Here is a 12,973-nt window from a genome sequence, read left to right on the forward strand (position 1 = left end):
CCTTAGAAAGGAGGTGATCCAGCCGCACCTTCCGATACGGCTACCTTGTTACGACTTCACCCCAGTTATCGGTCCCACCTTCGGCAGCTCCCTCCTTGCGGTTGGGTCACTGACTTCGGGCGTTACCAACTCCCATGGTGTGACGGGCGGTGTGTACAAGACCCGGGAACGTATTCACCGCGACATTCTGATTCGCGATTACTAGCGATTCCAGCTTCATGTAGTCGAGTTGCAGACTACAATCCGAACTGAGACGTTATTTTTGAGATTTGCTTACCCTCGCAGGCTCGCTTCCCTTTGTTTACGCCATTGTAGCACGTGTGTAGCCCTGCTCATAAGGGGCATGATGATTTGACGTCATCCCCACCTTCCTCCAGGTTATCCCTGGCAGTCTCTCTAGAGTGCCCGGCCATACCGCTGGCTACTAAAGATAGGGGTTGCGCTCGTTGCGGGACTTAACCCAACATCTCACGACACGAGCTGACGACAACCATGCACCACCTGTCATCCCTGTCCCGAAGGAAAGGCAACATTACTTGCCGGTCAGGGAGATGTCAAGAGCAGGTAAGGTTCTTCGCGTTGCTTCGAATTAAACCACATGCTCCACCGCTTGTGCGGGTCCCCGTCAATTCCTTTGAGTTTCATTCTTGCGAACGTACTCCCCAGGTGGACTACTTATTGCGTTGGCTGCGGCACCGAATAGCTCTGCTACCCGACACCTAGTAGTCATCGTTTACGGCGTGGACTACCAGGGTATCTAATCCTGTTTGCTCCCCACGCTTTCGAGCCTCAACGTCAGTCATCGTCCAGCAAGCCGCCTTCGCCACTGGTGTTCCTCCTAATATCTACGCATTTCACCGCTACACTAGGAATTCCACTTGCCTCTCCGACACTCTAGTTCGACAGTTTCCAATGCAGTCCCAGGGTTGAGCCCTGGCCTTTCACATCAGACTTGCCATACCGTCTACGCTCCCTTTACACCCAGTAAATCCGGATAACGCTTGCCCCCTACGTATTACCGCGGCTGCTGGCACGTAGTTAGCCGGGGCTTCTTAGTCAGGTACCGTCATTTTCTTCCCTGCTGATAGAAGTTTACATACCGAAATACTTCATCCTTCACGCGGCGTCGCTGCATCAGGGTTTCCCCCATTGTGCAATATTCCCCACTGCTGCCTCCCGTAGGAGTTTGGGCCGTGTCTCAGTCCCAATGTGGCCGGTCACCCTCTCAGGTCGGCTACTGATCGTCGCCTTGGTAGGCCGTTACCCCACCAACTAGCTAATCAGACGCGGGTCCATCTCATACCACCGGAGTTTTTACCCCTGCACCATGCGGTGCTGTGGTCTTATGCGGTATTAGCAGTCATTTCTAACTGTTATCCCCCTGTATGAGGCAGGTTACCCACGCGTTACTCACCCGTCCGCCACTCAGTCACAAAAGTCTTCATCCGAAGAATCAAACTTAAGTGCTTCGTTCGACTTGCATGTGTTAAGCACGCCGCCAGCGTTCATCCTGAGCCAGGATCAAACTCTCGTAAAAAATATTTTCCCTCACGCCTCAGCGTGAGTTAAAATCAAGTTTAATTCCGTTCAGGAAAACTACTAGCTTTCCTATCCCGTTATTACTGTTATATAGGTTGACTTCAACTTTCAAGTTGTCAGTCCGTTCTGAATTTTCTCTTAAAGAATCTTCAGGGTTGTTGTCTATTGTTCAGTTATCAAAGTTCTTTGTGTTGTCGTTTGCGACAGCTTTAATAGATTATCACATCTTTCGTCGCTTGTCAACAACTTTTTTATTTTTGTTGTTTCAGCGATGTGTGCTCGCTCGAAACAGCTTATCTAGAATATCATGTTCATCGACATTTGTCAACAACTTTTTTCATTTCATATATTCCGGATTTTCTCTTGTGCCTCATGGACAGCGGTACTTCTCAGCCCTGTCTCACGCGACAGCCTGTATAATATAGCACAGCAGTCACATCACTGTCAACAACTTTTTCATTTATTTCATTTTTGTCTACATTACATTGCGAGTATACGATATTCAAAGCCCGTTTCTTTCATTAATTCCATATATGGCATCGGGTTAAAAAATTCCGGAGAATATACTCCCGACTCTTTCCATATACCACGCCCGATTAATTCTATAGAAAGTGCTGCCCCGAAACCCGTCTGCGCAGTTACTGCCTGTGAATGCCACCGTTTCATGGAAGCCTGATTATCAAATGGCTGATAGATAAAGTACTCTTTCTTGTCTCCATTTTTCTTGCCAATGCAATGCACACCTACCAGCATACGTCCTGTCATTTCATCCCCTATGTCCTTCGGCTGAGGTGCACAGGCTGCCACTACATCTCGCGGCACTACAGACACATCTCCTACCTGCACCGGATGAAGGCTGCGTAGTCCAAGGTGATCTAATACCTTTAACGCCGTGATCAGATTCTCATCCAGGCTGATCTTAAAGGTCGCACGTTTCAATCCATATTCACCCAGATATCTTGGCATAGTTACGGTTTCCTCATGTTCTACTTTTACTAATGTATTAGCTCCTACTCCATCCGGCATCTGGAACACCTCTTTTCCGGCAAATGGTTTCTCTACAATAAAGCCACCTCGTTCTTCATCATATTCCACATTGGGATTCATCACTTCGTCAAGCACAGTCCATACATTAAACCCGAATGTAATATCATCCGGATCAGCTCCGGGAATTCTAAGGTTGCCACCATCTTTTACATGTACCTCAGTTAGTTCATCAAATAATTTCACAGCAGCATATTTAGCAAATACATTGACCACACCAGGATCTATCCCCATACAGATTACTGCCATATTTCCACGTTCTTTCCATTTTTCATGGCGATCAAAATTATATCTGGTCATAGGCTCCGTATAACTGTTTTCAATTCCAAGCCCATAAGCCGGATGTTCCATTGGCACTGACCAGGTACCCATACTTCCGTAATCTGCGCCCGTCTCGAAAGCGGCATCAAAAATCATATTACTTGCAAATGGAGGTGCCGCATCCATAACAAAATCTATGCGATGCTCCCGGATAAGCCTTACCAGATCTTCTGTGCTTGTTGCATCTGCCTGCGCTGTCTGAAAACGTTCCGCATCCCACAGCATATCTGCAATTTCCTTTGCTCTCGCTTCATCATAATCACAAATAAGCACATATTCCAGCCATTTTTTCGCCGGATCTCTCCATTTCAATACTTTCATTATACTTTCACCGACTGCTCCGGCTCCCACAAGCATCATTCTCATAATCATTTCTCTCCTCGTTCATATTGCAAATATCCTTGAACCTATTGCTTAAGTCATCTCGCCTATCAACTCGACGAACATTGACCGTCCTACAGGATTCGCGCAAGCTCGGACTTTGACTCGTCGTAGTTATCGAGTAGGCCAACACCTACTCGACGTGCAATCAATGTCATCTCGCCTGTCGGCTCGATGAACATTGGCCGCCATATAGAAATTCGTGCAAGCACGATTTCTGCATAGCGGCTTATTGCACAAAAAGAGAGATAGACATACAGTTCCCCTGTACATCTATCTCTCTGTCCATTTGCCAGTTGGTTCTTGCCACGTAGGCGATGCTAATGCATTCTCTCCAAAGATTCGTCCGACTGCCTTCCTTTTGCCTGTCAGTTTCCGCAGAGGAACGATGCATCCCCCCGGTTTGCTTCTTCGGCCCCTTTCGGTGTCTAGAGCAGTCATCATCCGCTTTATTTCTATATACTATTATATATCTATCCCCCTGAATCTCGTCAAGAACTTTCTATATTTCCCATAACAGATCTTTTTATCTCACTCATCTGCTTCAGCCTCCATTTTCTGTACCTTCAGTTGGGTTCCACGTTTCACAGCATCGTCGCCATACTTTTTTCGTATCTGATCCAGCGCCTCATCCAAATTGCGTAATTTATCACTACGTGATGTATTTTCAGTCGATAGTATACTATGTATTTTCTGTGTACTATGCGTGTCTTTCCCTGCACTGCTATGCAGTATCGGCATATCAAAAAGACTCATCTGCTCTGGTTCATCTTCATGTACCAGCTTGGAACTTCGAAGTCCAAGGAGGCGGATCGGTTCTCCATTCCAGAATTCCCGAAACAGTTCCATCGCTATATTATATATATCCATATCATTACTGGTTGATCGAAAAAGCTGCTTCTGATGCGAATTATCCTGAAATGTATGATAACGAATCTCCACGCTCAGCATACCTGCTTTCATCTCGGCATTGCGAAGACGCCTGCCCACACTCTCTGCCAGATTAAAAAGAACTTTTCCAGCCTCTTCCTCAGTGGTAACATCTTTTGCAAGAGTCGTAGAATTACCAATTCCTTTTGCCTCTGCCCGCACCGGTCGCACTACATCATCCCCGATGCCATTAGCAGATTCCCAAAGCATTCTTCCGTGGTTTTTCAAATGCAGCTCCAGAATTGCCGGATCTGCCTGTGCCACATCACCAATTATCCGCATTTCCAGCTTATGAAGTGTCTCTACGCTGGATCTGCCTGCCATGAACAGGTCTTCCACCGGAAGTGGCCACATTTTTGCCTGAATCTCTTCCGGAAAAAGCGTATGCACTTTATCTGGTTTTTCAAAATCAGATGCCATCTTAGCCAGCAGTTTATTCGTGGATATTCCTACATTCACGGTAAAGCCAAACTTATCGCGTACCGCATTTTTAATCTCCATAGCACCATCTATGGGCGAATGAAAACGATGCGCAATACCGGTAAAATCCATAAAACATTCATCTACACTGACCTGTTCTATATCTGGTGTATAATCCCGCAGAAGATCCATAAGCCTTTTACTGTATTCCTGATAACGCCTGTGATCCGGAGGTACCACCACAAGATCCGAACACTTACGAAAGGCATTCGCAACAGGTTCCCCCGTACGGATGCCATATCTTTTAGCAGACTGGGACTTGGCAAGCACAATGCCATGCCGCGACTTCTGGTCACCGCCTACAATAGCATTGATCTTACGCAGATCCCGGTCTGCGCCATTCTTCAGTTCTTCTACCGCGTTCCAGCTCAGGAACGCAGAATTAACATCAATATGAAATATTATAGTCATTGATCTATTATTCGCTTCTTGCCGTCAGACTGCCATTCTCCACATCAATTACAATGGTCTGATCTGCACCGACGCCACCCTGCAGCATCAGCTTAGCAGCCAATGTCTCTACATGTTTCTGCAGGAATCTCTTCAGCGGACGCGCACCATACATCGGATCATATCCGCCTTCTACCACGTAATTCTTCGCTGCATCTGTCAGCCTGATGGAAATCTCCTTCTCTTCCAGACGTTTGTTCAAACCGGCTATCAACAAGTCAATAATGCCATGAATATTATCCTTCGTCAATGGTTTGAACATAATGGTCTCATCCAGACGGTTCAGAAACTCCGGGCGGAAATGCGCTCTCAGATCTGCCATCACAGCATCCTTACTTGCTTCACTGATATTACCGTTCTCATCAATTCCATCCAACAGATAAGAGGAACCAATATTTGATGTCATGATCAGTATCGTATTCTTAAAATCTACCGTACGTCCCTGAGAATCCGTAATGCGTCCGTCATCCAGTACCTGAAGAAGTACATTAAATACATCCGGGTGTGCTTTTTCCACCTCATCAAACAGAACAACTGAATATGGTTTTCTACGAACAGCCTCTGTAAGCTGACCACCCTCGTCATATCCTACATATCCCGGAGGCGCTCCGATCAGACGAGACACAGAATGTTTCTCCATGTACTCACTCATATCTATACGGACCATATTGGACTCGTCATCAAACAGACTCTCTGCAAGTGCCTTGGCAAGTTCCGTCTTACCTACGCCAGTAGGTCCAAGGAACAGGAAAGAACCGATCGGCTTAGTCGGGTCTTTAATGCCAGCTTTGGAGCGAATGATCGCTTCCGTCACAAGTTCCACTCCTTCATCCTGTCCAATAACTCTGTGATGAAGTTCATCTGCCAGATGCAATGTCTTATTACGTTCGCTCTCATTCAGTTTGGCAACTGGAATTCCGGTCCATCTGGATACGATTCTGGCAATCTCTTCATCTGTTACACACTCGTGTACCAGAGATCGATCTTCATCCTTTGTCTGTGATTCCAGTTCTTCCAGCTGCTGTTTGAGCTGTGGCAGCTTACCATACTGAAGCTCTGCTGCCTTATTCAGATCATATGCCTGCTGTGCTTTCTGAATCTCTTTACCGACATTTTCAATCTCTTCACGTACCTTATGAATACGCTCTACAGCTTTCTTTTCATTGTCCCACTGAGCTTTCTGTCCGGCAAATTCTTCCCGGAGTTCAGCCAGCTCCTGCTGCAAATGCTCCAGGCGCTCCTTGCTAAGACGATCTTCTTCCTTCTTAAGTGCAGCTTCCTCGATCTCCATCTGCATGATACGACGATTCAACTCATCCAGCTCTGTCGGCATGGAATCAAGCTCTGTCTTAATCAATGCACACGCCTCATCCACCAGATCGATTGCCTTATCAGGCAGGAACCTGTCGGAGATATAACGGTTAGATAATGTAGCCGCTGCTACCAGCGCGCTGTCAGTAATCTTAACTCCATGGAATACTTCATAACGTTCTTTCAGACCACGCAGGATAGAAATGGCATCCTCAACCGTTGGCTCATCCACAAGTACCGGTTGGAAACGGCGTTCCAGAGCGGCATCTTTCTCAATGTACTGTCTGTACTCATCCAGTGTCGTAGCACCGATACAATGCAGTTCGCCTCGAGCCAGCATCGGCTTCAGCATATTGCCTGCATCCATGGCACCATCTGTCTTACCTGCGCCCACGATCGTGTGCAGTTCATCAATAAAGAGAATAATGTGTCCATCACTGTTCTTAACCTCTTCCAGAACAGCTTTCAGACGCTCCTCAAATTCTCCACGATATTTAGCACCGGCTACCAGTGCTCCCATATCCAATGAGAATATCGTCTTATCTTTCAGACCTTCCGGCACATCACCTTTCACGATACGTTGTGCCAGACCTTCTACAACTGCTGTCTTACCTACACCAGGTTCACCAATCAATACCGGATTATTCTTAGTCTTACGAGACAGGATACGAACCACATTACGGATCTCTGCATCACGACCAATGACCGGATCCATCTTCTGATCTCTGGCCCTTTCCACCAAATCTGTACCATATTTGTTCAATGTATCATAGGTAGCCTCCGGATTATCGCTGGTTACCCGCTGGTTTCCACGCACTGTAGAAAGTGCCTGGAGAAACCCTTCCTTACTGATACCCATCTCCCGGAAGATTTCTTTCATTGCACGGCTTGGATAACGAAGCATTGCAAGGAACAGATGCTCAACCGATACATACTCATCCCCCATCTGCTTTGCTTCATCCTCTGCGTGCACCAGAACATTATTCAGATCCTGTCCTACATACTGCTTGCCGCCCTGTACCTTTGTGCGACCGGCGATTGCCTGTTCTACACGATGCGTTACCACACCTGTGTCCAGACCCATCTTCTCAATCATCTTCGGAATCAGCCCATCATCCTGTGTAAGCAATGCATACAGCAAATGCTCCTGCTCGATCTCCTGATTACCATAGTCCATTGCAATCTTCTCGCAGTCCTGAACTGCTTGAAGTGATTTCTGCGTAAATTTATTTATATTCATAAAACATGCCTCCTTTGACATGCGAACCAGTCGCACTTATCTTTGTTCTATTCACAATATAGCACCGGCTATTAGCCAAGTCAATAGTCGAGTGCTAATTCTTTTCATCTATTATTATCATGCTGCGCCCTTTGTTCTGCCGCCACATGCTGCTTCAAATTCTCGCAATTTTCGTTTGGCTTCTTCTGTCAGATTCTTCGGAACATCAATCTGTATTGTCACATACTGATCTCCTTTTCTGCCAGAATCCCTCATTGCAACAATCCCCTTGCCTTTCAGACGGATCTTGGTTCCGGACTGAGTACCCGGATTAATCTTACACATAACCTTTCCGGTCAGTGTAGGCACAATGGTTTCGCCACCGAGTACCGCTGTTGTAAATGGTACCCGGGCAGTGGTGTATACATCCATTCCTTTTCTTTCAAATCCTGGTTTCTCGCCTACTCTTACTTTCAGTAACAAATCGCCCGATTTGCCGCCATTGATACCTGGCATTCCTTTTCCTTTCAAACGAATGCTCTTACCGTTATCAATACCTGCCGGGATATGCACCTTCAGTGATGTCTCACGTCCGCTATGATTCGGATCCGTCAAATGGATCATCTTATCTGCGCCAAATGCTGCTTCATCGAATGTTACATCAATCTCAGCTCTTGTGTCAGAACCATTCTCTCTATACTGACCGCTGAATCCACTATGGAATCCTCCACCAAAATCGCGTCCGCCGAAGCCTCCGCCATGGAATCCATTTTCAAAGTTACTGTAGCTGCTGTAATCGCTACGTCCGGTCTTATTTCCGAATCCTCCACCAAAGATATTTTTCAGGATGTCATCCATATCACCCATATCTCCGCCTTCAAAATGATATTCATGGAAGGTTCCATTCGGATCGCTGTACGTATAAGTACCTCCACCCGGTCTGCCGTATCCATATGCTCCGGATCCACCTGTTCCTGCTGTGCCATCAAATGCTGCATGACCGAACTGATCATACATTTTCTTCTTTTCCGGATCGCTGAGGACATTGTAAGCTTCTGTTGCTTCCTTGAATTTCTCTTCTGCCTGTGGATTGTCTTTATTCGTATCCGGATGATATCTCTTCGCCAACTTACGATAAGCTTTCTTAATCGTATTCTTATCGGCCGTCCTGTCTATACCAAGGACATCGTAATAATCTCGCTTCGCTGACATGTCTCTCCCTCCCATCTATATATTATTGCTCTGTTACTGTATTTGAATACCCCGCAGGTTCGGGTGCCTGCGGGGTATCTGATACTTACATCTACAATTTTACAATTACTCGATGGTAATGTAATGGCTCTTTTCTTCTACCGGCTTCTCCTCTTCCTTCGGTACTACGAAAGACAGAATACCGTTCTCATACTTCGGATGAATATCTTCCTCTGTAAGGTACTCGCCAACATAAAAGCTTCTGCTAAGGCTTCCGGCATAACGCTCTTTTCTGATATAATTACCTTTCTTGTCTTCCTCATCTTTGTCCAGACCCTTGGCTGCACTTACAGTCAGTACACCATCTTTCAAATGCATCTGAATCTCGTCTTTCTTAAATCCCGGCAGATCAATGTCTACTTTATATCCTTCTTTTGTATCTTTTACATCAGTCTTCATAAGGTTCTTTGCATGCTTACCATACAGCTCTTTATCCACATTCGGAAATGCTGGGAATGCAAAATCATTCATAAAATCATCAAATAAGTTCTCTCTAAAAATACTAGGCATCATCATAAGTCATATCTCCTTCCAAATGATAAATAATATATTTAGCACGATCGGAAAATTCCGAGGTGTTGATTGCTGGAACTTCTGGAATCGCAATCCGGAATACTGTATGAATGCTGTCAGCTTCATATCTCTGATTCCTTATCCCTCTTCCTTTGTTCTAGTTGTACTATAGCACCTATTATTAGCACTGTCAAGAGGCGAGTGCTAATTTTTTAAGATTTTTTTGCAAACCTTGATTTTACATGGTTTGCAACACTTTTTCTTCCTTATAATCATCACTTTTTCTTGATTTGACACCATTTTGACACCAATTTTTTTATTTTTGGTATCAGCTAATTGCTACGTTTTCCAGTCTTGTAACTTCACTCTCAATTCTGGACATTTCACTTACATGGTTATATAGCACCAGTAGTTGGTGCTGATCTGCCAACCCTTATCCTTTCTCATAATTTGAACGCAGATAAGCATTCCCCCGCTTCAAGTGCGCGGAGCACTAAACGGCGGGTGAGGGGGATGCTTATGTCAGTGGGAGTTGAAAGCTCCCACCGACAAATCGCGAAGCGACTGCGTTCATGCGCAAGTAGCGAAGCGGATTGCGAATGTCCGCTTTACTCTATTTCATTGTATTTTTTCAAAAAAATCCCATGCCGGATGATTTGCATACAGCATAGGATATGTAGGTTTATATTGTGTTTGAAAATTGTTTCAGAATTGTTAATTCAAGAGAAATATTTAACACCAAATCAATTTCTTAATTCGTTTTCTTTCTTATCCGTAATATTGTTATCTGCATCCATGACAGCCCGTACATGCTGTGCCTTTTGATGCCATCCATAATCTTTCTGCCGCAGGTGTCCAGTTTGCTGCCACCTCCTCACATTTATCTAAAAATTCCTTTGCTGTCTCAAGATTCTGATAGTCTGTACTTCTAGCCCCATTCTTTTCTACAATGTCCGTAAACCGTCCTGGATTATCAAGTACAGGACACGGACGAAGCATGTTATCATTAAACGGTTGATTGTCATGATATCCCATAAAAAGTCTTGAACAGTATGCCTCTAACAATGTCTTTTCCCTGATATTGGAATCTGAGTAATGGATTTCAACTCTCTTTTACTTACTCATCCATATTATTTTCTCCTTAAATCTATCCTCAGGCATACAAACTGCAGTAATTGTAATTTCTACAATTGCTACTAATGATACTATAACAAATATCATTTTCTTCATAAATCTCACCTTGTTTTATGGACATATTTCTATCTGATATTTATTTTTTAATTGAGTTTTATTTGAGGCATGTTGATTCTCTTACATTCTATTTTATCATACACGTTTCAAAATATCCTATACCAATATCTTGAAACGTGTATGCACATTTAATTTTTTACTTTCTATTCTTCACCACAACACCCGCTACTACTGCAACTACTACCACTGCTACTACGATAACTTTTCCCATGTTCCGAACCTCCTTTCGACTTCGTTAAGCGCATATTATCCTATATTTGTTTATATTTTGATAAAGCAATGTTTGAGTAATATTAATTTTCTGTTCCATTATTTAACTTAACAAAAAAAGGATGCGCTACGGTAACTTCTCCATTACCTTGGCACATCCTTTCGTATTATTATTTTTTACTATTCTTCTTAATGACAACTATGGCTTCCACATCCGTGCTCGCCACATGTATGTCCTTCCCCGTGGCTGTGTTCATGGTGAGAACATTTCACATCTGGATTGTAATCCAGTGTTTCATTAATAAAGGCTTCTACTGCTTCATCCGCATCTCCGGAAACTCCTCCAAAAAGTTTAATACCAGCTGCCGCTAACGCTGTCTGTGCACCGCCTCCGATTCCGCCACAGATCAAAATATCTGCGTTCAATGCATTAAGAACTCCTGCCAATGCACCATGTCCGCTTCCATTCGTATCTACTATTTCTGAATGTACTACTTTTCCTTCCTCTACATCGTAAATCTTAAATGTCTCTGTGTGTCCAAAGTGCTGGAAAATCTGTCCATTTTCATATGTTACTGCTATTCTCATGATACCTTCTCCTTTTTCTTCTGCATATTTTTTGTATATTTCCTGTTTATAACATCCTCCAAAGCTGCAGTTGCTGCTCTGACCATCACAGATTCTGAAATCCCCACCCTCAATTCTGAGTGGATGTCCATCAATGAGTGCATCTGCTATTTTCTTCCTGGCAATCTCGTAAATTCGTTGAACTGTTGTTCTTGCGACTTGCATAGATGCTGCACACTGCTCCTGACTATAACCTTTCTTGTCCAAAAGACGAATTGTCTCATACTCATCTACCGTCAGAACAATAGGTGTTTTTTTCTCAGTATTATCTGCCGGAAGAAATTCTAAAATATTGGGGAAATGACAGACTTTTCTACATTTTACTGGTCTCGGCATAAACTGCTCCTTTCTTGCTTTTTTTATATAATAGCCTTATAAAAGGCATATCGGAACCATTTTGAACTCATCCATCTCGGGGTTGGTTTATTTCTTGAGCATTTTAAATCTCCACCAAGCTTACTAAAAAGCTGGCCACGTCCACACAAATGATTACAGAAAAATTTATTTCCACCGAATATTGCTATTCCTAACGGCACCAGGAAATCAATCATCCCAAACCAAGCGAACAAAATATTTAAAAAACCTAGAGCAAAATAAATGATCGCCCATATCCATAAATAATCATACCAATGCTTTGTTCCCCTTTCAAATTTGTTATCTCTATTGTACCTGAAAAAGGTAAATTCTTCTGTGATATTATTACATAAGAATTTACCTTGACCGCTAATAACTAAAAAGACATTTTTTTATTGATTTGATAGACGCAAAACCTTTTATAAGTCCTCACAAATGTTTATAAACCAATGTGAAAATGGCTTAAAATCAAGGTTTTCCGCATATCTTCATTTTTCTTGTCATATCTCCGCATAAGGTGTTTTTGTAAGACCGGGCACCATTTTAGCACCACAGAATATAAGGAGGACGACATGAAAAACGAACTTTTGACTAAGGGTATTATACTTCCGTCCGGCGAAATCGGCAAGAATAAGATAAACCTTGTCGCCGGGGCAATCACGCAGCCGTTCGCGGAAATGGTATGGGTAACGACAGGCGGCGACATGGAAACAATCAACCGCCTTACCAACGTACTTGTAACCATGAACAACCCCACCGACCGGGGCAAGCTGTTCAAAATCATCAAACTGCTTTATGGGCTAATGGGCTTGCCTTTTTCAGAGGAAGCCGAGCCTATGGACGCAGACCCCGACGTTTTGGAATACTTCATCTTTTCTTTCATGGCAGACTTTGGAGAAGTCATGCAAGAACTGATAGCAGAAGAAATGAAATAGCGACCCGCACAGCGGCGTTTCTCACTCTCTCACTGGGAGAACAGGAACGCCGCTATTTTTATGCCCTCATGTTACGCAGTAGGGGCAAAAAAAGCCTTGATTTATCGGGCTTACAGAACGCAAAACAGAGGAAGCAAGGAAAAGATACCTTACCCCT

Annotated in this window: 8 protein-coding genes and 1 rRNA gene; 1 reads left to right on the top strand and 8 read right to left on the bottom strand. The window is 44.0% G+C overall.

What is annotated here, in order from left to right; all coding sequences use genetic code 11:
- Positions 1-6 precede the first annotated feature (6 nt).
- The 8 genes from DWZ93_RS10360 to DWZ93_RS10400 all read right to left on the bottom strand — a co-directional run bounded on the left by DWZ93_RS10360 (position 7) and on the right by DWZ93_RS10400 (position 11,863).
- Positions 7-1,537: ribosomal RNA gene (locus DWZ93_RS10360) — 16S ribosomal RNA — on the bottom strand.
- Between the two features lie 482 nt (positions 1,538-2,019).
- On the bottom strand, positions 2,020-3,270 hold the full coding sequence (locus tag DWZ93_RS10365) for a saccharopine dehydrogenase family protein (protein ID WP_118452889.1): 1,251 nt from the start codon (positions 3,268-3,270) through the stop codon (positions 2,020-2,022).
- Between the two features lie 546 nt (positions 3,271-3,816).
- Positions 3,817-5,106, bottom strand: coding sequence for a DNA polymerase Y family protein (locus DWZ93_RS10370; protein ID WP_118452890.1), 1,290 nt, complete (start codon positions 5,104-5,106; stop codon positions 3,817-3,819).
- Positions 5,107-5,113: 7 nt separating this feature from the next.
- A complete protein-coding gene (gene clpB / locus DWZ93_RS10375; RefSeq protein WP_118452891.1) occupies positions 5,114-7,696 on the bottom strand; it encodes an ATP-dependent chaperone ClpB in 2,583 nt (860 codons plus the stop codon).
- A 117-nt stretch (positions 7,697-7,813) separates the two neighbouring features.
- A complete protein-coding gene (locus DWZ93_RS10380) occupies positions 7,814-8,887 on the bottom strand; it encodes a DnaJ C-terminal domain-containing protein (RefSeq protein ID WP_118452892.1) in 1,074 nt (357 codons plus the stop codon).
- Positions 8,888-8,992: 105 nt separating this feature from the next.
- A complete protein-coding gene (locus DWZ93_RS10385) occupies positions 8,993-9,442 on the bottom strand; it encodes an Hsp20/alpha crystallin family protein (protein WP_118452893.1) in 450 nt (149 codons plus the stop codon).
- A gap of 780 nt (positions 9,443-10,222) precedes the next feature.
- Entirely contained in the window at positions 10,223-10,504 is a 282-nt protein-coding gene (locus tag DWZ93_RS10395) for a hypothetical protein (protein WP_330421767.1), read from the bottom strand.
- Between the two features lie 585 nt (positions 10,505-11,089).
- Positions 11,090-11,863 (bottom strand): NifB/NifX family molybdenum-iron cluster-binding protein, encoded by a 774-nt coding sequence (locus DWZ93_RS10400; RefSeq protein WP_118383453.1) that lies wholly within the window; start codon positions 11,861-11,863, stop codon positions 11,090-11,092.
- A 590-nt stretch (positions 11,864-12,453) separates the two neighbouring features.
- Here DWZ93_RS10400 and DWZ93_RS10410 point away from each other — a divergent pair.
- Entirely contained in the window at positions 12,454-12,816 is a 363-nt protein-coding gene (locus DWZ93_RS10410; protein WP_005928529.1) for a hypothetical protein, read from the top strand.
- Positions 12,817-12,973: the final 157 nt, after the last annotated feature.

Source organism: Dorea sp. AF36-15AT, assembly GCF_003477705.1.
In the GTDB taxonomy this organism is placed as follows: Bacteria; Bacillota; Clostridia; order Lachnospirales; family Lachnospiraceae; genus Claveliimonas; species Claveliimonas ammoniilytica.

What these genes read in the sequence shown, in the direction of transcription:
- DWZ93_RS10365 (WP_118452889.1), bottom strand. Translation starts at nt 3,270, where the DNA reads ATGAGAATGATGCTTGTGGGAGCCGGAGCAGTCGGTGAAAGTATAATG.
- DWZ93_RS10370 (WP_118452890.1), bottom strand. Translation starts at nt 5,106, where the DNA reads ATGACTATAATATTTCATATTGATGTTAATTCTGCGTTCCTGAGCTGG.
- clpB (WP_118452891.1), bottom strand. Translation starts at nt 7,696, where the DNA reads ATGAATATAAATAAATTTACGCAGAAATCACTTCAAGCAGTTCAGGAC.
- DWZ93_RS10380 (WP_118452892.1), bottom strand. Translation starts at nt 8,887, where the DNA reads ATGTCAGCGAAGCGAGATTATTACGATGTCCTTGGTATAGACAGGACG.
- DWZ93_RS10385 (WP_118452893.1), bottom strand. Translation starts at nt 9,442, where the DNA reads ATGATGATGCCTAGTATTTTTAGAGAGAACTTATTTGATGATTTTATG.
- DWZ93_RS10400 (WP_118383453.1), bottom strand. Translation starts at nt 11,863, where the DNA reads ATGCCGAGACCAGTAAAATGTAGAAAAGTCTGTCATTTCCCCAATATT.
- DWZ93_RS10410 (WP_005928529.1), top strand. Translation starts at nt 12,454, where the DNA reads ATGAAAAACGAACTTTTGACTAAGGGTATTATACTTCCGTCCGGCGAA.